The following is a 22763-nucleotide window of genomic DNA, read 5'->3' as shown; positions in this document are numbered from 1 at the left end:
CAAGCCGGTGGCCCGGCGCGCGTGCGCCGGGCCACCGGTTTCCAGGGGTGCGGGCGTGGCTTACTTGCCGGTGTACAGCAACTTGTTCGGGGTCCCCGGGCTCGCGTTGCCGATCTTGTCCGGCGTGGCCGCCTTGGTCAGGGCGTCGGACACCTCAGCGGGCTTCGCGTCCGGGTGCCCTGCCAGGTACAGCGCGGCGGCGCCGACCACATGCGGCGTCGCCATGGAGGTACCGCTGATCTTGTTCGTGGCATCGTCACCGGTACCCCACGACGAGGTGATGTCGACACCTGGCGCGTAGATGTCGACGACCTCGCCGTAGTTCGAGAACTCCGCCTGCTGGTCCTTGTTGTCGCTGGCGGCGACCGTGATCGCCTCCTTGACCCGGGCAGGGGAGGTGTTTCCGGCATCCTGCGACTCGTTGCCCGCCGCGATGCCGAACGTGACGCCCTTGTCGATGGCGCCCTTGACCGACTTGTCCAGCGCGTCGTCCGCGCCGCCGCCGAGGCTCATATTGGCCACCGACGGGCCCTTGGCGTTCTGGGCGACCCAGTCGATCCCGCCGACGACCTGCTCGGTCGTGCCGCTGCCCTGCGCGTCGAGCACGCGGACTGGAACGATCTTGACGCCCTTGGCCAGGCCGTACTCGCCGCCGCCGACGGTACCGGCGACGTGCGTGCCGTGGCCGTTCTCGTCGTTCGCGTCGTCGTCGTTGTCGATGAAGTCCTTACCACCGGACACACGACCCTCGAAGGTCTTGTGGGTCTTCCGCACCCCGGTGTCGATGATGTAGGCGGTGACGTTGTCCGCCTTGCCCTCGTAGTTGTACTTCTTGTCGAGCGGAAGGTCCTTCTGGTCGACCCGGTCCAGGCCCCAGGACGGCGGGTTCTCCTGGGTGTCCAAGGCGTGGACGCGCTGGTTCTGCACCACGAAGTCCACATTGGGGTTGGCGGCGAGGCGCTTGGCCTGGGTTTCGTTCGCGTGGATGGAGAAGCCCTTCAGCGCGGCGCCGAACGTCTGGGCGACCTGGGCGCCGTACTGCCCGGCCAGGCCCTGCGCCAGCGTGCTGACGGTCGCCTTGACCTGGCTCACCGCCGCTCCGGCGACGTTCGCCAGGGCGTTGTCCTTCAACACCACGATGTAGCTGCCGTCGACCGCCTCGGCGGTGTTCGCCGCGCGGATCTGCCCCTCTGCCGCCTGCACCGGCGCCATGCTGAACGTCGCCACCGCCGCGGTGACGCCCGCGGCGGCCACACCGGCCGCCAGTCCGCGCCGAAGCCTTCGAGAGTTGCCCATGAGCTGCCTTCCTAGTCCCGACCTGTAGGAACAACGAGGGCGGCGCCGTCGAAGGTGGGTCTCACGCCCAATCGGCGTTGCCCCGAGCACCACGGTCGGCGGCGTTACGCTCGCTGTCTGCCCAAACATGCAAACCCGGCGCGTACAGTTGGGCAATGATTCACAGTTACCAGTACGCCTCCACTCGGCGCAATCCATTGCGTCCGAATGGACTAGCAGTACGCGCGATGGGGCTGGAGGGGATTTTCCGCGCGCACTGATAACGTTCTTGTTACCAGCACGAAGTCGACAGTCGGGCGGTCATACACAGCATGTCGTCGGGGCGGAGCGCACATCCGGAAATGGGCGAGGACTCGTCCGAAAACACCTTCGCGACCGCCCTCAGATCGGCCATTTCCCAAAGCGGTCTGAGCCTTGACAGAATTCAGGCCCGATTACAGGCAAGGGGCGTTTCGGTCAGTGTGACCGCATTGAGTTACTGGCAGTCCGGAAAACGGCAGCCGGAACGGCAGAGTTCGATTTCCGCGGTCCGCGTGCTGGAAGAGATCCTCGACCAGGCTTCCGGTTCGCTGCTCGGCCTGCTGCCGCCGCCGCGCCCGCGCGGCGCGTCCTCGCGGCGGCAGAACCGCAACGCGGGGCAGACGTTGAACTTCCCCCGCGACGTGCTGCAGTCCCTGCTGGAACGGGTCGGCGCGCCGCACGCCCTGGAGCAGCATCACCAGCTCAAGCTGGTCGGCCTGCACGATCGCTGCGACATCGCGGCGGACGGCGGCCAGCGCGCGATGACCGCCCGCGCGGTGTTCCAGGCCAACGCCGACGGCCAGGACCGCTGGCTGCTGGTGTACGAGCAGGGCGCGGGCAACCCCGAGCTGCACACGCTGCGCAACTGCCGCGCGGGGCGGGTCGAGGTCGACTCCGAACACGGCATCACGGTGGCCGAACTGCTTTTCGACCGCCCGATCGATCGGGGCGAAACTCACCTGATCGAGTATTCGCTCACCAATTCGGGGCCACCTTATCCCGAATGCGACAACACCTACTACCGCGAGTTCCGCCGCCCGGTCCGCGAATACCTGCTGGAAATCCGGTTCGACACCGGAACCGCGCCGCAGCGGTGCTGGCAGTACTCCCGAAAAGGCCCGGACGATCTCAACGACCGCCGCGAGCTCAAAGTCGACAACGCCGACGGGGTGCACGCCGTGGCGCTCGACTTCGGCCCGGGAGTATTCGGTATCGGGTGGATGTGATGACGCCTGCGTCCGATCGGTGGATTTCCTACTCGCGATAGTGACTCAGCGTCTAAGCCAGCCTGAGCTGCATGAATGGAGCCGAGGAACGCGCCACGGCCGAAGGCCACGCGATCGGGACGGCGGGGCGCCAGAACAGCGAAACGAGAGGGTCCTTGGCAGGTCAAGCCCCGGCGGCACGAGCGCGTCCGCGCGTTCTCAAAAGGCACAGTAGGTTGCGCTCTGCTACTTCGGAACGCTCGGCGGCTACTTCAGCTTGTTCCGCAACACCTTGCCGGTCGCGTTCCGGGGCAGTTCGTCCAGGAACTCGACCTCGCGCGGCACCTTGTACCGGGCGAGGTTCGACTTCACGTAGTCCCGGATGGTGTCGACGTCCAGCTTCGCGTCCTCGGCGGGCACCACGAACGCCTTGAGCCGCTGGCCGAACTCCTCGTCCGGCACCCCGATCACCGCGGCCTCGAGCACGTCCGGCCGCTCGACCAGCAGGTTCTCCACCTCGATCGGGAACACGTTCTCCCCGCCGGACACGATCATCTCGTCGTCCCGGCCGTCGATGAACAGCAGGCCGTCCTCGTCGAAGTGGCCGACGTCGCCGCTGGAGAGCAGCCCGTCGATGATCTCCTTGTTCCGCCCGTCGGTGTAGCCGCCGAAGCTCAGCCCGCTGCCCACGAACACCCGGCCGGTCACGTTCGGCTCGGTGATCCGGTTCCCCTGGTCGTCGTAGAGGGCCACCTTGCAGCCGACCGGCGGGCGGCCGACCGTGCCGGGCGCCTTCCGCCAGTCCTCGGGGGTGGCGACGGTGGCCACCGCGACCTCGGTGGAGCCGTAGAGGTTGTGGATGACTTCGCCGAAGGCCTCGGTCGCGCGGTTGCCCAGGTCCGGGGACAGGGCGGAGCCGGCCGCGAAGATGATCCGCAGCGACGAGGTGTCGTACTTCGCGAGCACCTGCGGCCCCAGGTCCACGATCCGCTGGAGCATGGTCGGCACCAGCACCAGCGTGGTGCAGCGGTGCTCCTCGATCCCGCGCAGCGCGGCTTCCGGATCGAACTTCCGGCGCAGGATGACCTTGGAACCGAGCGCGAAGGACAGGATGAACTGGGACAGCCCGGTGCCGTGGAAGAGCGGCGCCGCCATGTAGGTGCACTCCCCCGCCCGCAGCGGGATCCGGTCCAGGAACTGGGCCGAGTGCAGCGCCGAGGTCTGCGGGCGCGGCGCGCCCTTCGGGGTCCCCGTGGTGCCGCTGGTGAGCAGCACGAACCCGCCCGGTTTGTCCGGAGCCGGCAGCGGCCGGTCGTCGGTGCTGGCGATCAGCTCGTCCAGGACCGGGATCTGGTGGTCCGCCAGCGGGCCGTCGGTGTCGACCCAGGCCAGGTAGCGGTCGACCTCCGGTGCGATGGCGTCCAGCAGGCCGGTGAACTCCTGGTCGTACACCAGCGCCTGCACCTGTTCGCGCTTCGCGACGTCCGCGAGCTGAGGTTTGGCGAATCCGGTGTTCATCAGCAGCAGCCGGGCGCCGAGTTTGCCGGCGGCGAGCATCGCGATGACCAGCCCGCGGTGGTCCCGGCACAGCGCCGCGATCACCGATCCAGGAGCCAGTCCCCGCGCGGACCAGGCCCTGGCCAGGGCGTTGGACCGCATGTCGAGCTGCTTGAAGGTCACCGGCCCCAGCTCGTCGACCAGGCCGATCGCCCGCGCGTCGCGCCGGGCGGCGATATGGGTCGTGCCGGCGAACGGGCCGAACTTCCGGACCGCGTAGAGCGAACGGATCCCCTCGTCCAGCCGCGGAAACGGGACCAGCCCCGCCTGCCACATCACCCCGATGCTGCGAATGGTCTCCGTCACCTTGCTGGCGACCTCGGAAACCTGGGGCGAGTTCCTCATCCGGGCACCTCCGTTGCTGCTGCGGCCGAGAGAACGTCCACGCGCGGTTACGTACCGTACCGACGGTATGGACGTTACTCGACAGTATCCGATGCGATCGGGCGTTCGGGCTAGTCCCTGGGCCGAGGATTGTCGGTGGGTCAAAGCAGAATCAAGAGGTGCACATCATCGTCGGCGAGGAGGAGGGCGCCTTTGCCGTGCTCGAGGGCTCCAACCGGTATGCGTTCACCCCGGATGAGCTGGTCGAATACGTCCTCGAGCAGGAACGGGAGCAACCGCCGCGCTGGGTGTTCGCGTCGGTCAGCGAGACCTACCCGACCTTGCTGCGCGCCGGGGTCCGGTTGCGGCGATGTCACGATCTGACCCTGGTCGAGGGCCTGCTCCTGGCCTACGAGGGCCGGGAGCGGGAGCCGCGCGGGCTCGCGGCGGCATATGCGCGGGTGCGCGGGCTGGAGGTGCCGCCGGACCCCGCGCCCCCGGGCGCGGAGCGCCAGCCGACGCTGTTCGAAACCCGCGGCCCCGGGCTGCCCGAGGGGGTGTCCGTCGTCGAGGCGTGCCGGGTGGTGCTGGCGGAGCAGGAGCGGCGGATCCGGCGGGCCGAGCACCCGGAGCGGTTGCGCCTGCTGTTCGCGGCCGAGTCGGCGAGCGCGCTGGCCGCGGCGGAGATGTCGGCGGACGGGCTGCCGTGGCGCGCCGACGTCCACGACGCGTTGCTGACCGAGTTGCTGGGGCCCCGGGTGCCCACCGGGCAACGGCCGCGGCGCCTGGTCGAGCTGGCGGCACGGATCAGCGACGCGTTCGGGGGCAAACCGGTCAACCCGGACAGTCCGCCGACGATCGTGCGCGCGTTCGGGCGGGAGGGCATCGAGATCCCGTCGGCCCGCGCGCACGTGCTGCGGGAGATCGACCACCCCGCCGTCCCGCCGCTGCTCGAGTACCGGGATCTCGCGCGGTTGCATTCGGCGAACGGATGGGCGTGGATCGACGAATGGATCCGGGACGGGCGGTTCCGGCCGGTGTACGTGGTGGGCGGGGTGGTCTCCGGGCGCTGGGCGAGCCAGGGTGGCGGGGCGTTGCAGATCCCGGCCCGGTTGCGGGTCTGCGTGCGGGCGGATCCGGGGTGGAAACTGGTGGTCGCCGACGCGGCCCAGCTCGAGCCGCGGGTGCTGACGGCGCTGGCGGGTGATCGGAAGCTCGCCGAGGTGTCGGGGTCGACGGATCTCTACGACAGTTTGGCGCGGGCGATGTTCTCTCCGGGGACCCGGACTTTGTACCGGGGGAAGGAGATGGACGACCGGGGGCGCGCGAAGATCGCGATGTTGTCGGCGATGTACGGCGGGACGGCCGGGGAGGCGTCGTCGCTGCTGGCGTTGCTGCGCCAGCGCTTCCCGGAGGCGGTGTCCTATGTGGAGCGTGCCGCGCAGGCCGGGGAGCGGGGCGAGCGGGTGCGCTCGCGGCTGGGGCGGACCTCGCCCGCACCTTCCGACGCGTGGCGCGCGTTGACCGGGGGCGCGAGCGAGGACGTTGCCGCGGAGGGAAAGGCGCGGCGCGCGGCCCGGGATTGGGGGCGGTTCACCCGGAACTTCGTGGTGCAGGCGACGGCCGCGGATTGGGCGGCGGTGTTGCTGGCGACGTTGCGGCAGCGGTTGCCGGGCGACGCGCACCTGGTCTTCTTCCAGCACGACGAGGTTCTGGTCCACTCGCCGGAGGACCTGGCCGACGAGGTCTGCCGGGTGATCGAGTCGGCGGCCGAGGAAGTGGGCAAGCTGTTGTTCGGGGAGTCTTGTCCGGTGCGGTTTCCGTTGCACGTCGCGGCGGTGGATTGTTACGCGGATGCCAAGTGAGCTGACTGGATCCGCGAGTTCCCCGTTCCGGTAGCGCGAGTCCCCCGTCTCGGTAGGTGAACTACACACTCGGGCAAGCGAGTTGCACGTTCGGGAGTGGGGGGGTGGTGGGCGTTTGGGGAGTTGGGTTGGGTTTCAGGCACGCCTTCGGCGCGCCGTGGGAAACTGTCGCTCCACGTGTCGATTCGCGTCGTTGGTCACCAGCGACAGTTCCCCACGGAATGGGCACGTTTGGTTACGTTGGTTTCTGTGCCCGATTCACCCATTCGGGATGGGCGTTGATCTTCCGTTGTCGATAAAATGGGAGACGTGGAAACAAATACTCGGCTTGTGGAGTTGAAAGAGATTATTCAGTTGGAGGGGGAGGAGATTGCGCAGGCGCAGGCTCGGCAGTTGAGAGCCATTGCCGAACTGGACAACCTGCAGGAAAGATCCCGCGGGGTACCCGTCGAAGTCGCCTGGCTACTGAATCTGGTCGAGCACAAGGCGGCGAAGAAGGTCGCCTTGGCGCGGGCACTCACCACCCGGCTACCGGAGACCTTGAAGGCCATGGAGGGTGGGGTGATCGACGAGGAGAAAGCCTCCAAAGTCGCCGAGCCCACAGCGTATTTGAGCGATGAGAAGGCCCGCGAGGTGGATGCCATCATGGCCAGCCGGTTAAAGGGCAGAAACCCGTCCGCCCTGCGAGGCGTGGTGAATTACTGGATCGCCAAGGTCGACAAGGAGGGATATGAAGCCCGGTGCAAGGCCAGGCGCGCCGACCGGCAACTGCAGTTGATCCACCAAGACCATGGCATGTCCACCATGGTCGCTGATGTGCCAGCGGAAAAAGGCAGCGCCGCCTACCAGAGCATCGACCGCGAAGCCCGGAAGAGGAAAACCAAGGATGAGTCGCGCACCCTGGATCAGTTGCGGGCCGACATTCTGATCGAACGCTGCCTCGGTACCGCCAGCGCTGATCCGAAAGCCGACATCTTCGTCTATGTTGACCTCACCACCCTGGCCGGACTCAACAGCGACCCCGCTCAGTTGGCCGGATACGGCCCCATCCCCGCATCCATCGCCCGCGAGATCGCCTACGGCACCAACTCCACCTGGCGCAGGCTCGTCACCGACCCCATCACCGGCCTACCGGCCGACGTAGGCCGCACCCGCTACCGGCCACCCGCAGCACTGGACCGCTACATCCGCCTCCGCGACCGCGAATGCCGCGCACCCGGATGCAACCGGCCCGCGCAGTGCGGCGACATCGACCACACCCAGGACTGGGCCAAGGGTGGAAACACCGACAAGAGCAACCTCGGCGGCTGGTGCGAACGACACCACTACCTGAAGGATCAGCCTGGCTGGAGGTTCGACGCACAACCCGACGGCAGCATCACCATCACCACCCCCACCGGGGGCACATATATCAGTCGGCCCGAACCACTCCACGAAACCCGGGCCGCCTGACGTGCCCTCGCTAGAACGAAACCCGTTGTGTGGTGTCCACCCGGGCCACCGAATCCTGGTCGAAGAACTTCTTGTAGTCGGCGCGGATTTCCTCGATCTCGCGATTGGCATCCTGGTTGGCGAACGGATAGAACAGGATCACCACGTAGGTTGCTTCCTTGACGATTTCCGCGCCGCGTTTCCATTGGCCTTTGGCGGAAAGCTGGGTCAATCCGTCCGGAAAGGCGGGGGTGATCTCCTTGTCGACGAAGTTCTCGAACTCCTCCGGGGTGACCTCACCGCCGGTCGGCTTTTCCGTGCCGAAGTACAGTTCCGTCCGCTTGAACGGAGTGCCCGGGCCGGTCGACTGCTCGGCGGCGGCGGGTTCGGAGGTGGGTGCGACGGCGGACGCGGAGGCGACGCCGCCGCCCAGCCCGATCACCAGTGCGATGGTGGCGGCGAACACGGTCCTTCGCGACTTTTCCATGGAGATCCCCTTTCGATGGCTCGAGGGGAATCTACGGGATCTCGTCCATGGCGCGAAGGACCCGTTTGGTGGACACCGGATAGGCGGTGCCCAAAGTTTGCGCGAAATAGCTCACCCGCAGTTCCTCGATCATCCAGCGGATGTCGACCAGGGCGGGTGGGGGCGAAGTGCCGGGCGGCACGGTTTCCAGCAGGGCCCGGTATTCGCCTTCCAGCCATTGGACGTCGCGCAGGTGCTCGAGGTCGCGGGCGGCGCCGGTGGCGAGTTTGTCCAGGCGTCGTTCGATACCGCGGAGATAGCGGACGAGATCGGGCAAGCGGTCGATGCCGGTGGCCGTGACGAAACCCGGCTGGATCAGCGACGACAACTGGTGGCGGATATCGGACAGGGATTCCTTCGGGCCCCGGGCGTCGGCCAGGCGGGTCTCGACGTCGTTGGCGGCGCGCAAAATGCGTTCGACCTCGTTGAGCACATCCAGCACCAGACCGTTCAACGGGCCGCGGACCTTGTCGAGCAGCACCTGGAAACCCGCCTCGTCGAAAACCGGGCCGCCGTTGTCGGCGATGAGTTTGTCCACCGCGCAGTCGACGCAGTCCTCCAGCAACGCGGCCACGCTGCCGTGCGGATTGCGGTTCAGGACCAGTTTGGCCTGGTTGCCCAGATTGCGGTTGATGAACTTCATCGGGGACGGCAGGTTCAGGCGCAACAACTTCCGGGTGCCGCGCCACATCTCGTGCCGCTGCTGCTCCGGCGTGTCCAGCATCCGGACGGCGACCGATTCGCCCTCGTCGACCAGCGCGGGGAACGCCTTCACCGCGAGGCCGCGCCGCTTGCCCTCGAAAACCCGCGGCAGGTCACCGAAAGCCGGGGTGCGCAGGCCGGACTTCTCGACGCTGTCGGCGGCGGCGGAAATCGTGGCGCGGACCTCGCCGCTCAGCTCGCGCTTCAAGGAATCCAGATCTTTGCCTTCTCGGAGTTTCCGGTTCCGCTCGTCGACCACTCGGAAGGTGACCCGGAGATGACCGGGCACCTGGTCCAACTGCCAGGCATCCGGCGGAACGCGCACCCCGCGCAGTCGCTCGAGCTCCTCGGCGAGCACGTCCAGCAGCGGGCCCCGCGACGGATCCACAGTGGACAGCACGAGCTTGGCGTGATCGGGCGCGGGAACGAAATTGCGGCGCAGCTGCTTCGGCAACGACTTGATCAGCGCGGTCACCAGTTCCTCGCGCAGCCCGGGCACCTGCCAGTCGAAACCGTCCGGGCTGACCTGGTTGAGCACTTGGAGCGGCACGTGCACGGTCACCCCGTCGGCGTCGGCTCCGGGTTCGAACTGGTAGGTCAGGCGGAAGGACAGTTCGCCCTGGGTCCAGGTGTCCGGGTAGTCCGAGGCACGCACGTCCTCCGCGGTCTCGTTGATCAGCATCTGCTTCTCGAAGTTGAGCAGATCCGGCTGATCGCGACGGGTCTTCTTCCACCAGGTGTCGAAATGCCGGGCGGACACCACCTCCGGGCCGACGCGCTGATCGTAGAACTCGAACAACGTCTCGTCGTCGACCAGGATGTCGCGGCGGCGGGCCCGGTTCTCCAGGTCCTCGACCTCTTCGAGCAGTGCGCGGTTCTCCTGGAAGAACCGGTGGTTCGTGTGCCAGTCGCCTTCGACCAGCGCGTGCCGGATGAACAGCTCGCGCGAGGTCTCCGGATCGATGCGGCCGTAGTTCACCTTGCGCCCGGCCACCAGCGGGACGCCGTACAGGGTGACCTTTTCGCTCGCCATCACCGCGCCCTGCTTGCGTTCCCAGTGCGGCTCGGAATAGGTGCGCTTGACGACGTGCCCGGCCAGCGGCTCCACCCACTCCGGCTCGATCCGGGCGTTGACCCGGCCCCACAGGCGCGAGGTCTCCACCAGTTCGGCGGACATCACGAACCGCGGCTGCTTCTTGAACAGCGCCGAACCGGGGAACACCGAGAACCGGGCGCCCCGGGCGCCGAGGTAGTCCCCCGCCGCCGGGTCCTTCAGGCCGATGTGCGACAGCAACCCGGCGGCGAGCGCGGTGTGCACGCGCTGTGCGTCGGCGGGTGTGCTGTTCAACGTGATGCCGAGCGGTTTGGCGAGCTGGCGGAGCTGGCTGTAGATGTCCTGCCATTCGCGCACCCGCAGGTAGTTCAGGTACTCGGCCCGGCACATTTTGCGGAACTGGTTGGTGGACAAGGCTTTCTGCTGCTCGGCCAGGTACTCCCACAGGTTCAGGTAGGCCTGGAAATCCGAGGTCTTGTCCACGAACCGCGCGTGCTTCTCGTCGGCGGCCTGCTGCTTCTCCGCCGGGCGCTCGCGCGGGTCCTGAATGGACAGTGCCGCCGCGATGATCATCACCTCGCGGACGCAACCGGTCGCGGCGGCTTCCACCACCATGCGGCCCATCCGCGGATCCACCGGCAGCTGGGCGAGCTGGCGGCCGACCGGCGTCAGCTTGCCGTCGGAGTCGAACGCGCCCAGTTCGCGGAGCAGGTTCACGCCGTCGGTGATCTGGCGGCGATCCGGCGGTTCGACGAACGGGAACGCGGCGATGTCCCCTAGCCCGAGCGAGGTCATCTGCAGGATCACCGAGGCCAGGTTCGTCCGCAGGATCTCCGGATCGGTGAACTCCGGGCGCGCTTCGAAGTCCTCCTCGGAGTACAGCCGGATGCAGATACCGTCCGAGGTCCGCCCGCACCGGCCCTTGCGCTGGTTGGCCGACGCCTGGGAAACGGCCTCGATCGGCAGCCGCTGCACCTTGGTCCGGTGGCTGTACCGCGAAATCCGCGCGGTGCCCGGATCGACGACGTACTTGATGCCCGGCACGGTCAGCGAGGTCTCGGCCACGTTGGTGGCCAGCACGACCCGGCGGCCGGTGTGCCGCTGGAACACGCGGTGCTGATCGGCGGCCGACAGCCGGGCGTACAGCGGCAGGATCTCGGTGCCCGGCAGGTTCTGCTTCGCCAGCGCGTCGGCGGTGTCCCGGATCTCGCGCTCCCCGGACAGGAACACCAGGATGTCGCCCGGTCCCTCCAGCGCGAGCTCGTCGACCGCGTCGCAGATCGCCTGCGTCTGGTCGCGGTCCTTGTCGATCGAATCCGGATCGGTGTCGTCGATGATCGGCCGGTACCGGACCTCCACCGGATAGGTCCGCCCGGACACCTCGACGATCGGCGCGTCCCCGAAGTGCTTGGCGAACCGCTCCGGATCGATGGTCGCCGAGGTGATGATCACCTTCAGATCCGGGCGGCGCGGCAGCAGCTGCTTCACGTAGCCGAGCAGGAAGTCGATGTTCAGGCTGCGCTCGTGCGCCTCGTCGATGATCAGCGTGTCGTACTGGCGCAGCATCCGGTCGCTCTGGATCTCCGCGAGCAGGATGCCGTCGGTCATCAGCTTGACCAGGGTGTTGTCACCCGAGGAGTCGGTGAACCGGACCTTGTACCCGACCGTGCTGCCCAGCTCGGTGTTCAGCTCGCTCGCGATGCGTTCGGCGACCGTGCGCGCGGCCAGCCGGCGGGGCTGGGTGTGCCCGATCTGGCCGCGCACCCCGAGGCCGAGTTCCAGGCAGATCTTGGGCAGCTGGGTGGTCTTGCCCGATCCGGTCTCCCCCGCCACGATGACCACCTGGTGGTCCCGGATGGCCGCGGCGAGATCGTCCTTGCGCTGGCTGACCGGCAGCTCGGCGGGATATTCGATCTTGGGCAGCGATTCGCGGCGGCGCTGGATCCGCAGTTCCGCGGCCTCGACATCCGCGGCGATCTGCCCCAGGACGGCTTCCCGGTTGCGTGCCTTGCGCGCGCCGTCGAGGCGGCGGCGCAGCCGATGCTGGTCGCGCGGCATCAACTCGGGCAGCCGGGCCCGGAGGTCATCGAGGGGGGATCGCGTAGACATACCTCGAACAAGGATAGCGGTGTGTGACCGAAGTAGCCTCCGAATATGCATGAGGTGACCGAACGCACCCGGCACTGGCTGGAAACCGTTGCCCTCCTCGGGAAACGACCGGTCGTCGAGCGGCGGCTCTCCGGCGGTTACCGCAATGAGAACCTGCTGCTGGCCTGCGCGGACGGGCGGCGGTACGTGCTGCGGAGGTACCTGGGCGAAGCGCGGGCGGAAGTCGAGGCGGCACTGGCGCGGCGGGTGCGGCCAGTGGTGCCGGTCGCCGAGGTGGTGGCCGCCGAACCGGGCGGCTCGGCGCTGCTGCTCGAGTTCGTCCCCGGCACCGCGGTCGAGGAACTACTGCGCGAGTTGCCCAGCCACGACGCCGAGTCGCTCGGGATCACCGCCGGGCGCGTGCTGGCCGCGATCGGCACGATCCGGTTCGACCGCGGCGGGTTCTTCACCGACGCCACGCTCGTCCCCGAACCGGTCGCCGGAACCGGCGATCTGCCGGGCTGGGTCCGCGCCGACCCGGGGTGGGCGCTGACCGCGGCCGACCGGGACGGCCTGCTCGCCGCCGCCGAACGCGGGGCGCCGCTGATCGCGCGGATCGCCGACGAGTCGCGGCTGGTGCACTCCGACTTCAACCCGAAGAACCTGCTGGCCGAACGGTCCGGGGACGGCTGGCGGGTGACCGTGCTCGACTGGGAGTTCGCGTTCAGCGGCAGCCCGCTCGCCGACCTCGGCAACGTGTTGCGGTTCGGGGACACCCCGTTCACCGGCGGTGTGCTCGCCGGATACGGCCCGCTACCCGGCGGCTGGCGCGAGACCGCGCGAGCCCTGGACCTGTTCGCCCTCGCGGACCTGCTGACCCGCGCGCCACAACGCCCCCTGGCCGACGCGATCCGCACAGCCGTCGATCGGATCGTGCGCTAGAACCGGCCGGTCTGCGGACCGAAGTTGTGCGGCGGCTGGTTCCGCGGCGGGTACCCGGGCTGCTGGGCGGGGAAGCCCTGCGGCGCGGAGTTCGGGTCCTGCTGCGGGTAGCCGCGCGGCGGCTGCCCGTACTGCGGCTGCTGCGGATAAGGCGGCTGGCCCGGCTGCTGGTTGTACTGGTTGTACTGGGCGTTCGGCTCCGGCTGCGGGAACTGCTCGGCGGGCTGGTTCTCCTTGTTCTTCTTGAGCAGCAGCGCCGCCACGATCAGCACCACCCCGAGCGCGCCGACCCCCAGGCCGAGCAGCGGCTGCATGTCCTCGCTCCACGACAGCAGGCGGAACTGGTAGTCCGTGTAATGCAGACCGGCCGATCCGAAACCCAGCACGGCCAGCAGAATTCCGATCCTGATCACGGTAACCACCTCCTGAACACCGCGATCGGAGATGATCGCGCGCGGCGCTTCGACGGTGGCAGGATCGGATCGGTTCCCGCCAGTTCCGAATCAGTTTCGGACCAGCGAATCCGGGGTCAGGTCGGCGATCGTCCGGTGCCCGGACAGGCCCAGGGTCAGGTCCAGATCGGCGAGCAGGCCCCGCAGCACGTGCCGCACCCCGTCTTCCCCGGCGAGCGCGAGCCCGTACACGTACGGCCGCCCGAGCAGCACGGCCTTGGCGCCGAGGGCGAGCGCCTTGAGCACGTCCGCACCGGTCCGGATCCCGGAGTCGAACAGCACCTCGATCCGGTCCCCCACCGCGTTGGCGATCGCGGGCAACGCCTCCAGCGAACCGATCGCGCCGTCGACCTGGCGGCCGCCGTGGTTGGACACCACCACGCCGTCCATCCCGGCGTCCACCGCGCGGCGCGCGTCGTCGGGGTGCTGGATGCCCTTGAGGACGATCGGCCCGTCCCAGTGCTCCCGCAGGAAGGACAGCTGGTTCCAGCCCTTGTCGGTCCCGGTGACCATCGCGATCCAGCGCAGGATCGCCGCGGGCGGGTCCTCCTCGGGCGTCCTCTCCAGCAGGCCGCGGAAGGCCGGATCGGAGAACGGGATCGCCACGCCCTCCCCGTTCAGGAACGGCAGGTAGGTCTGGTCGAGATCGGTCGGCCGCCAGGCGAGCGTCCAGGTGTCCAAAGTGACCACGAGCGTGTCGAACCCGGCCTTCTTCGCACGGGACAGCAGGCTCGCGCAGACGTCCGGTTCGGACGGCCAGTACAGCTGGAACCAGCGCGGCCCGGCGGCGTTCGCCTCCGCCACCTGTTCGATCGTGTGCGACGCCGCGGTGGACAGGACCATCGGCACGCCCAGCGAGGCCGCGGCGCGGGCGGTCGCCAGCTCCGCGTCGGCGTGCACAATGGACTGCACGCCGATCGGCGCGAGCAGCACCGGCGCGGGCAGTTCGGTACCCAGGACCGTGGCCGACAGGTCACGGTCGGTCGCGTCGGTGAGCATGCGGGGCACCAGTTTCCACCGGTCGAACGCCGCGCGGTTGGCGCGATCGGTGGCACCGGAACCGGCCGCGCCCGCCACGTAACCGAACGGTCCGGGCTCCAGCGCCCGCTCCGCGGCGGCCGCCAGCTTGTTCGGATCGGTGGTGAACGGCGGTTTGCTCCCGCCGAGACCCTGCAAGTAGATCTCGTTCTGGTAGCTCCCGAATCGCTCGGTCACGCAACACCTCCTCGTTCACCCCCCGCCCGCGATACCTGCCGGTAGCCTACGGGTCCGCGGAAGAGCCGGGCCGGGAGCAGTCTGGTCAGCTTCTCCGAGCGGATCACCGCGAGCGGTCCGACGATCGCGAGCAGCAGCACGTAGCCCGCGACGAACGGGGTGACCCGCTCGTCCAGCCCGGCCGCGGTGGCCAGCGTCGCCAGCACCAGCGAGAACTCGCCCCGGGTCAGCACGGTCAGCCCGATGTTCACCGCGGCCTGCCGGTCGAACGCGTGCAGCCGGGCCGCGAACGCGCCCGCCACCAGGTTCAGCACTACGGTCAGCGCGACGGCGATCAGCACCGGCACCACGACCGTGCCCACCGCCCCGGGGTCGATGCTCAGACCGAAGATGAAGAAGAACAGCGCGCCGAACGCGTCCCGCAGCGGCAGCACCAGCTTGTGGATCCGCGGGGCGACCTTCGAACCGCCGAGCATCATGCCCACCATGAACGCGCCGATCGCGTCGGAGACCCCGACCTCCTCGGCGACCGCCGCGCCGAGCACCGCGACGCCGACGAAGCACACGGTGAGCAGCTCGTCGTCCGCGGAGCCGAACAGCTTCGACACCACCCGGCCACCCCAGCGGGCCAGCGCGGCGAGCACGAGCAGGAACGCGAACGCCTTGCCGAAGTCGGCCAGCGCCGGGCCGAGGCTGTCCGCGCCGCTCAGCACGGGCTGCAGCAACGCCAGGTACAGCGCGAGGAACAGGTCCTCGATCACGATGATGCCCATGATCAGCCGGGACTCCGGATTGTTCATCCGGCGCGCTTCCAGCAGCAGTTTGGTGACGATCGCCGACGAGGAGATCCCGACCACCCCGGCGATCACCAGGGCTTCCCGGGTGCCCCAGCCGAGGGCGAAGCCGAACGCGAGCCCGCCGCCGATGTTGAGCACCAGGTAACCCATCCCGGACAGGACGAGCTTGCGCCCGCCGGAGACCAGATCGTCCAGGGAGAACTCGAGGCCGAGGTAGAACAGCAGGAAGACCAGGCCGAGCCCGGCGAGCACGCCCAGCTCGCCGGGATTGTCCACAAGGGACAGTCCAGGAGTGTTGGGGCCGAAGATGAATCCGGCCAGCATGAACAGGGGGATGGTCGGCAGCCCGATGCGGGCCCCGGCTCTGGCGAGGACACCGGCGGCGAGAAAGGCGCCGCCGACGGCGAGCAGGGCATGTCCGGTATTCACGTTTCCTCCAGCGCACGACGGGAACCGCCGCGAACCGCGGCGGGACGGGAAATCAGCGAGCGCGAGCTGGAGGCGGGGACCGTGCGCCGGTGGACCGCGGGGCGCGGCTGAGCACCGGGCGGAGCGCGGGGTCGCGAACGACACCGAACGACCGGAACTCCGGGGGCGCCGAACCCGCGGGCGGGAGGTCGGCGACCGGGAGCGGCGCGGCGGGCGCGCAGTGCGGCAACGGCTGCTGGGCCAGGGCCTCGATTCCGCCGCCGTACCCGTGCCGCGGGTGGTGGAAGGGATTGGTCGGCGTGGCCAGGGTGAAAAGCAGCAACGCCAGGAGCGCCGCGGTGAGCAGAGACCGGTGCCGCGGAAGCCACGCACCGATCCGCCGCATAAAGCCCCTTCGTCTACTTCATCCGGGGCTAGTATACCAGACGGTATAGCACCGCTTTGTCCACAATGGACTCACTCGCGATCGCCGCGCGCCTCGACGGCGATGAGCGCGAGCGACAGCGTCAGGCAGCTCTCATGCGTCTGCATGGACCGTCCGAGCAGGCTTTCCAAGCGCCGCAAGCGGTTCAGCACCGTGTTGCGGTGGCAGTAGAGCCGGGACGCGGTCGCCGCGGCGGATCCGCTGGTCTCCAGCCAGGCGGCCAGGGTGTCCAGCAACACGTCCCGCTCCCCGTGCGGCAGCGCGAACAGCGGGCCCAGGACGCCGGTGACCAGGCGTTCGGCGAGTTCGGGTGAGCGGGCGACCAGCGCCTGCGGCAGGTGCCGGTCGAGTTCGGCGAACCGGGCCGCCCCCTCGGGCACGGTCCGCAGCGCGAGCACGGCGAGTTCGTGCGCCGTCCCGGCCTCGCCGAGCCCGGCCACCCGCGGGCTCACCCCGACGCCTGCGCGCACCCCGCCGCGGAGCAGGTGCAGCACCCGGTCGACGCCGTGGCGTTCGAGCGCCACCAGGCCGACCGTGGTCTGCCCGCGCGGCTGCCAGACCGAACGGACGCCGTGCACACCCAGCGCGTCCTGCGGCATGGCGAGGCCCGGCGTGCCGTCCGCCGCCAGCGCGGCCACCAGCACGAGGTAGTCCGATCGCGCGGGCAGCCCGAGTTCGGCCGCGGCCTGCGCGGCGAACACCGCTTCCCGGCCGCGACCGCGGAGCAGGTCCTCGATCAGCGCGTGCCGCCGGTGCTCGTCGAGCTGCTGCATGCGCAGTTCGGTGTGCCGATAGGCCTTGGCGACCTCCGAGGACGCGTCGTCCACCACCTTCCACACCGCGGTGGCCACGTCCAGCAGTTCGTCGCGGTCGGCGCGATCGTCCTCCTTGGCCATCCGGACCAGGGCGCGCCAGATCACCCGGCCGCCGAGGCGGAACGACTTCAGCACCGAATCCAGCGGAACCTGCTGTTCCGCGCGCCGGGCCCCGGTGCGGATCGCCGCGTCGAACGGATCGTCCCCGGCGGGCACCTCGTGGCCCAGCAGTTGCAGCACGCGCCGCAGGTTCTCCCGGCACGAGCGGCGGAGCTCGGCGAGCGACACCAGGGCCGCTTCGTGGTAACCGGGGTTCTCCACGAGGATCTCGTCGACCAGGTCGCCGGTGAGCGCGTCGAGCCGGTTGAGCTGCTCCCGAGCCATGCGCTCGGCGAGATCACCCATCCACCACCTCCGCGTCTACGCCCGCTCCTCGGCCACCTGCTCGCGCACCGCCGGGATGATCTCCTCGACGAACGTCCGCTCGCCACCCGGCGCCGCGGACCAGAACACGAACGTGTCAAAACCGTAGGTCACCGCGAGGTCGGTCAGCTCATCCACCCACTGCCGCGGCGGCCCGTCGAGCAGTCCCCCGGCGGTCCCGCCGGTGATCGTGCCGTTGACGTTGAGGATCCGGCGGATCTCGCCGGGGTCCCGGCCCGCCTCCCGGGCGGCCTCGTCCAGCCGCGCCACCTTGTCGGCGATCGGCGCGATCTCACGGGAGAGGGAGATGATCCAGCCGTCTGCCGCGCGCCCGGTCAGCGCGAGGGCGCGCGGGCCGACCGAACCGAGCCAGATGCCGATCGGGCGCTTGGGTACCGGTCCGGAAACCGCACCGGCCAGCGAGTGGAACCGGCCGTCGAACCGCAGGTCGCGCTCCCCGCTCCACAGCTCGCGGATGACCGCGATCGCCTCCTCCTCGGCGGCCAGCGCCTCCCCCGGCGTGCGCCGCGGGCCGCCGTAGGCCTCGATCGCGTCCCAGAACGCGCCCGCGCCGAGGCCGAGGTCGAACCGCCCGCCGGAGAGCAGGTCGAAACTGGCCGCGGATTTGGCCAGCACGCTGGGGTGGCGCAGGGGCAGGTTGGCGACGTCGGAGAACACGTGGATGCGCGAGGTCGCGCCGAGCACCATCCCGATCAGGGACCACGTGTCGACATAGCGCCGCTGGTACGGGTGGTCCTGGACGGCGAGGTAGTCGTACCCCAGCCGCTCCAGCTCGCGCGCGGTGTCCAGGAGCGGGTCCGCCGCGTTGGGCACCAGGAAGTAACCGGATTTGATCTCCCGGCCGAAGTCGGTCATGAGCCCCTCCTCGCCGCGCTTTCCGATAGCCGGAATAACCGGGCGCCCCGGCGTGCTATTCCATGCAAACGCATGAACCAGGCGGAGGTGCGGACCATGTCAGTCCGGGATTCCCCGTTGCGCGGCCCGCAGTTTGTCGCACAGCCGCTGCAGGGTCCGCAGCTCGTCGGCGGTGAGCGCGCCGCCCACGTACTTGCCGATGGCCGCCGCGTGGTCGGTGCCGACCCGGCGCTGGACGGCGGTGCCGCGTTCGGTGAGCCGCACCACGGTCCCGCGCCTGTCGTCGGGGTCCGGCAACCGGCGGACCAGGCCGTCCGACTCCATCCGTTCGACCAGCCGGGACAGGCTCGGCTGGGCGAGCAGGATGTGCTCGTTCAGCTCGTGCAGCCGCAACCCGGTCTCCGGGAAGCGGGACAGGTTGTACAGCACGTCGTACTCGCGCATCGAGATCTCGGCGTTCCGGTGCGCCCGCCGCAACCGCCGCATCACCGCAACCTGAGCGCGGAACAACGACTCCCAGGCCGATACGGACTGCCTGGTCCGCGGCATCCCGGCCACCTCCACTCCTGACGAAACACTGGAAGGATCACACCATGCCCGGTATCACCGTGCCCGACCTGTTGGTACTCCCCCGGGTACCCGATCCGCTCCCCGAGGCCGCCGACCGCCCGGTCCGGCAGGTCGTCACCGCGCACCAGCAGCTGGAAGGCGCGGGCTTCGCGGTGCGCCGCCCGTTCCCCGGCGCCGAGCTGGCCGGGGCGGATCCGTTCATCCTGCTCGACCACCTCGGCGAGGTCGCCTACGAACCGCATGAGGCCAAGGGCGCGCCGTGGCACCCGCACCGCGGCTTCGAGACCGTGACCTACGTGCTGGACGGCACCCTCGTGCACCACGATTCACACGGTGGTGGCGGGGTGATCAGCGAGGGCGACACGCAGTGGATGACCGCCGGCTCCGGCGTGCTGCACGACGAGCTGCCCAGCGAGGAACTCGTGCTCAAGGGCGGCTGGTTCCACGGCGTGCAGCTGTGGGTGAACCTGCCCCGCGCGCGGAAGATGGTCGACCCGCGGTACCAGGACCTGAAGGCGGACCGGCTGAAGCTGCTCACCTCGGCCGACGGCGGCGCGCTGATCCGGCTCATCGCGGGCGACCTCGCCGGGCACGAGGGCCCGGGGCTGACCTACACGCCGATCAGCTACGCGCACGTTTCGCTGAGCCCGGGCGCGCGGGTGCGGACCCCGTGGCGGCCGGACTTCAGTGCGCTGGTGTACGTGCTCTCCGGATCGGGGGCCGCCGGCGCCGAAGGCAAACCGCTGCACACCGGGCAGCTCGCGGTCCTCGGCGCCGGGGACGCGATCACCGTGCGCGCGGACGCGCACCAGGACAACCGCACCGGCCAGTTCGAGTTCCTGCTGCTGGGCGGGCAGCCGCTGCGCGAACCGGTTGTCCAATATGGACCGTTCGTGATGAACACCCGGGAGGAGATCCTGGCAGCCGTGGACGACTTCCGCCACGGCCGGATGGGCCAGATCCCCGCCGAACACTCGGGCCGCCGCCTCGGCGACGGCTCCTGACCCCGAGCCGGACTTCCATGAGGGGACCCCTCCGGACAAATTTCGTCCGGAGGGGTCCCCTCATGACACCCGTCAGGAGGTCAGGAGCCGCGCTGGACGGATTCGAGGAGGACCTGGGCGACGTCGCGGACGTCCACGCCGGCGGCCAGGTCCTCGCTCTGCCGCTGCACAAGGCCGTCGGAGATCATCACCTTGCAGAACGGGCAGCCGGTGACGATCGTGCTCGCCTCGGTGCCGATCGCCTCGTCGACCCGTTCCAGGTTGATCCGCTTCCCGATCTTCTCCTCCATCCACATCCGCGCCCCGCCCGCGCCGCAGCACAGCGACCGGTCCGCGTGCCGGGGCATTTCGGTGAGCTCGGCGCCGGTGGCCTCGACCAGTTCGCGCGGCGGCGAGTACACCTTGTTGTGCCGCCCGAGGTAGCACGGGTCGTGGTAGGTGAGCCGCTTCCCGTCGACCGGGCCGACGCCGTTGACCGTGGTGCCCTCGACCGGGGTGACCGGGACCAGTTTCTTCTCGCGCACCAAGCGGTTCAGCAGCTGGGTGTGGTGCACGACCTCGTAGTGCCCGTCGAGCTGCGGGTACTCGCGGCCGAGGGTGTTCAGGCAGTGCGGGCAGGTGGTGACGATCTTGCGGCGGCCCGGTTCGCGGCCGTCGAACACGGCGTTCAGCGATTCGGTGGTCTGCTGGGCCAGCATCTGGAACAGGAACTCGTTGCCGGAGCGGCGCGCCGGGTCCCCGGTGCAGGTCTCCTCCTTGCCGAGCACCTCGTACTTCACCCCGGCGTGGTGCAGGAGTTCGGCCGTGGCGCGGACGGTCTTGCGCGCGTTGTCGTCGAACGCCCCGGCGCAGCCGATCCAGAACAGGTACTCGGTGTCCTCGGCGAGCTCGCCCGCGCACACCGGCACGTCGAAGCCGAGGTCCTTCGCCCAGTCCATCCGCTCGTTGTTGTTCTGGCCCCAGGGGTTTCCCTTGTTCTCCAGGTTGCGGAAGAGCGTGCCGAGCTCGGTCGGGAACGCCGATTCGATGAGCACCTGGTGGCGGCGCATGTCGACGATGTGGTCCACGTGCTCGATGTCCACCGGGCACTGCTCGACGCAGGCGCCGCAGGTGGTGCACGACCACAGCACGTCCGGATCGATCACGCCGCCGTCGCTCTCCGGGCCGACCAGGGGGCGCTCCTCGTGGTCCGGGGAATCCTTTCCGTTCAACAGGTACGGCGCCTCGTTGAACAGGTGGTCCCGCAGATCCATGATGACCAGCTTGGGGGACAGCGGTTTCCCGGTGTGCCAGGCCGGGCACTGGCTCTGGCAGCGACCGCATTCGGTGCAGGTCGCGAAGTCGAGCATGCCCTTCCAGGTGAAGTCCGCGATCTTGCCGCGGCCGAAGATGTCGTCCTCGCCCGGATCCTCGAAGTCGATCGGCTTGCCGCCGGATTCCATCGGCAGCAGCGGGCCGAGCCCGTCCGGCATGCGCTTGACCGTGACGTTGATCGGCGCCAGGAAGATGTGCAGGTGCTTGGAGTGCAGCACGATGATCAGGAACGACAGCATCACGCCGATGTGCAGCAGGAGCCCGATCGTCTCCAGGACCTCGTTGGTCCCCGCGCCCAGCGGCTCGAGCAGGTCGCCGATGCCGAGTGAGGCGTACGCCCCCGAGTCGTAGGGGAAGTTGCCGACCGCGGCCGAGGAACCGCGGAACAGGAACATCGTCCAGACGACGTTGAAGATCATCAGCAGGATCAGCCACGCGCCGCCGAGATGCGAACCGTAGAACCGGGAAGCCCGGGCCCGGCGCGCGGGCGCCTGGCGGATCCGGATGATCGCGAAGACGACCAGCGAGACGAACACCGCGACCGCGATGAAGTCCTGCAGGAAGCCCAGCACGGCCCACCGGCCGATGATCGGGATGTGGAAGTCGTGGTCGAACAGGCTCCCGTAGGCCTCGAGGTACACCGAGGCGAGGATGACGAAACCCCAGAACGTGAAGAAGTGGGCCAAACCGGGCACCGACCACTTCAACAGCTTGCGCTGGCCGAAAACCTCGGCCAGATGGGTCCGGACGCGCTCGCCGATGTGCTCGGTGCGCCCCTCGACGGGCTGCCCGGACCGCACCAGGCGGTACAGCCAGCGCGCTCGGTGCGCCGCGAAAGCCAGTCCTACCACGGTGATCAGGAGACCGAGAATCAGCCGAACCGCCACGGGCCCTCCGCATCGCACGCCGCTGTCGCTCTGTGAGGCAGGCGATGACGTTACCCCGTGGTAGGCAACGCTGTGAAGTGCATCACTCAGCGTATTTTTCCGGCCCGGAAATCACCGCGCGACGGCGTAGTAATGGCAGGCGTGGGACGCGCAGCGCATTTTGCGCACCTGCCAGTACTTCGGGAACAGGCGCGGGCTGCGGAGCTGGTCCGGATGCAGCCCGAGCCGCTCATAATGCCTTGCGCCGTAATGCTTTTCGGACTCCCCGGCCTCGAACTGGGCGGTGGCCCAGCCCAGCCACGCGCGGCGGAGGATGAGCCCGCAACCGGACTGCCCGTTGTCCAGCCGGCTCTTCAACGCACGGTTACAGAACCGATGCAGTACACGGAGATCGGGCAGCCCGTCCGGACCAATCGGCGGGACCGCCGGGGCCACATGATCAACTATTCCGTAACCGGGATGCCGATGATCTCCGGTCAGCCGGACCGGAAGCGCGCAGTAGAAACAGGCATAACCATCGGGCCGCACCATGGGAGAAGCCTCCTT

At 69.1% G+C, this 22763-nt stretch carries 18 protein-coding genes; 5 read left to right on the top strand and 13 right to left on the bottom strand.

From position 1 onward, the window contains the following. Window positions 1-60 precede the first annotated feature (60 nt). Window positions 61-1296, bottom strand: coding sequence for a S8 family peptidase (locus tag FXO23_RS27770; protein WP_158888400.1), 1236 nt, complete (start codon window positions 1294-1296; stop codon window positions 61-63). A gap of 341 nt (window positions 1297-1637) precedes the next feature. Between FXO23_RS27770 and FXO23_RS27765 the strand changes: the two genes are divergently transcribed. Further along, entirely contained in the window at window positions 1638-2543 is a 906-nt protein-coding gene (locus FXO23_RS27765; RefSeq protein ID WP_158888399.1) for a hypothetical protein, read from the top strand. A gap of 246 nt (window positions 2544-2789) precedes the next feature. Here the strand turns inward: FXO23_RS27765 and FXO23_RS27760 are convergent, their stop codons facing one another. Beyond that, window positions 2790-4424 carry an acyl-CoA synthetase gene (locus FXO23_RS27760; protein ID WP_158888398.1) on the bottom strand — a complete coding sequence of 545 codons (1635 nt, stop codon included), beginning with the start codon at window positions 4422-4424 and terminating at the stop codon, window positions 2790-2792. Between the two features lie 158 nt (window positions 4425-4582). On the opposite strand from FXO23_RS27760, the gene FXO23_RS27755 reads away from it, so the two are divergent. Both FXO23_RS27755 and FXO23_RS27750 read left to right on the top strand, forming a co-directional pair. Beyond that, window positions 4583-6268, top strand: coding sequence for a bifunctional 3'-5' exonuclease/DNA polymerase (locus tag FXO23_RS27755; protein WP_158888397.1), 1686 nt, complete (start codon window positions 4583-4585; stop codon window positions 6266-6268). A 330-nt stretch (window positions 6269-6598) separates the two neighbouring features. Beyond that, window positions 6599-7720, top strand: coding sequence for an HNH endonuclease signature motif containing protein (locus FXO23_RS27750; RefSeq protein ID WP_343034518.1), 1122 nt, complete (start codon window positions 6599-6601; stop codon window positions 7718-7720). 10 nt (window positions 7721-7730) lie between these two features. On the opposite strand, the gene FXO23_RS27745 is transcribed toward FXO23_RS27750, so the two are convergent. Together FXO23_RS27745 and hrpA are read right to left on the bottom strand one after the other, a co-directional pair. Further along, on the bottom strand, window positions 7731-8186 hold the full coding sequence (locus FXO23_RS27745; protein ID WP_158888395.1) for a DUF3574 domain-containing protein: 456 nt from the start codon (window positions 8184-8186) through the stop codon (window positions 7731-7733). A gap of 31 nt (window positions 8187-8217) precedes the next feature. Further along, window positions 8218-12090, bottom strand: coding sequence for an ATP-dependent RNA helicase HrpA (gene hrpA / locus FXO23_RS27740; RefSeq protein ID WP_158888394.1), 3873 nt, complete (start codon window positions 12088-12090; stop codon window positions 8218-8220). A 45-nt stretch (window positions 12091-12135) separates the two neighbouring features. On the opposite strand from hrpA, the gene FXO23_RS27735 reads away from it, so the two are divergent. Next, window positions 12136-13011, top strand: a complete 876-nt coding sequence (locus FXO23_RS27735; RefSeq protein WP_158888393.1) for a phosphotransferase — start codon at window positions 12136-12138, stop codon at window positions 13009-13011. On the opposite strand, the gene FXO23_RS27730 is transcribed toward FXO23_RS27735, so the two are convergent. From FXO23_RS27730 to FXO23_RS27700, 7 genes are all read right to left on the bottom strand, one after another. Beyond that, window positions 13008-13424 carry a hypothetical protein gene (locus FXO23_RS27730; protein ID WP_246257908.1) on the bottom strand — a complete coding sequence of 139 codons (417 nt, stop codon included), beginning with the start codon at window positions 13422-13424 and terminating at the stop codon, window positions 13008-13010. The two genes, FXO23_RS27735 and FXO23_RS27730, sit on opposite strands and share 4 nt — an antisense overlap. 90 nt (window positions 13425-13514) lie before the next feature. Further along, complete coding sequence (locus FXO23_RS27725; protein WP_158888392.1) at window positions 13515-14678, bottom strand: lactate 2-monooxygenase; 1164 nt, start codon at window positions 14676-14678, stop codon at window positions 13515-13517. Then, window positions 14675-15904, bottom strand: a complete 1230-nt coding sequence (locus FXO23_RS27720; RefSeq protein WP_158888391.1) for a cation:proton antiporter — start codon at window positions 15902-15904, stop codon at window positions 14675-14677. Before FXO23_RS27720 ends, FXO23_RS27725 begins: the two co-directional genes overlap by 4 nt. A gap of 52 nt (window positions 15905-15956) precedes the next feature. Further along, complete coding sequence (locus tag FXO23_RS27715; protein ID WP_158888390.1) at window positions 15957-16289, bottom strand: hypothetical protein; 333 nt, start codon at window positions 16287-16289, stop codon at window positions 15957-15959. 71 nt (window positions 16290-16360) lie between these two features. Further along, window positions 16361-17548 carry a PucR family transcriptional regulator gene (locus tag FXO23_RS27710; RefSeq protein WP_158888389.1) on the bottom strand — a complete coding sequence of 396 codons (1188 nt, stop codon included), beginning with the start codon at window positions 17546-17548 and terminating at the stop codon, window positions 16361-16363. 15 nt (window positions 17549-17563) lie between these two features. Then, window positions 17564-18442 (bottom strand): LLM class flavin-dependent oxidoreductase, encoded by an 879-nt coding sequence (locus FXO23_RS27705; RefSeq protein ID WP_158888388.1) that lies wholly within the window; start codon window positions 18440-18442, stop codon window positions 17564-17566. Window positions 18443-18541: 99 nt separating this feature from the next. Beyond that, a complete protein-coding gene (locus FXO23_RS27700; RefSeq protein ID WP_158888387.1) occupies window positions 18542-18991 on the bottom strand; it encodes a MarR family winged helix-turn-helix transcriptional regulator in 450 nt (149 codons plus the stop codon). A 44-nt stretch (window positions 18992-19035) separates the two neighbouring features. On the opposite strand from FXO23_RS27700, the gene FXO23_RS27695 reads away from it, so the two are divergent. Beyond that, window positions 19036-20016 (top strand): pirin family protein, encoded by a 981-nt coding sequence (locus FXO23_RS27695; protein ID WP_158888386.1) that lies wholly within the window; start codon window positions 19036-19038, stop codon window positions 20014-20016. Window positions 20017-20096: 80 nt separating this feature from the next. Here FXO23_RS27695 and FXO23_RS27690 read toward each other — a convergent pair whose 3' ends face one another. Both FXO23_RS27690 and FXO23_RS27685 read right to left on the bottom strand, forming a co-directional pair. Further along, on the bottom strand, window positions 20097-22217 hold the full coding sequence (locus FXO23_RS27690; RefSeq protein ID WP_158888385.1) for a (Fe-S)-binding protein: 2121 nt from the start codon (window positions 22215-22217) through the stop codon (window positions 20097-20099). Window positions 22218-22328: 111 nt separating this feature from the next. After that, entirely contained in the window at window positions 22329-22748 is a 420-nt protein-coding gene (locus FXO23_RS27685) for a hypothetical protein (protein ID WP_158888384.1), read from the bottom strand. Between the last annotated feature and the right edge of the window lie 15 nt (window positions 22749-22763).

It is taken from the genome of Amycolatopsis anabasis (assembly GCF_009765355.1).
GTDB lineage: Bacteria > Actinomycetota > Actinomycetes > Mycobacteriales > Pseudonocardiaceae > Amycolatopsis > Amycolatopsis anabasis.
This window is presented reverse-complemented; position numbering and strand designations above follow the sequence as displayed.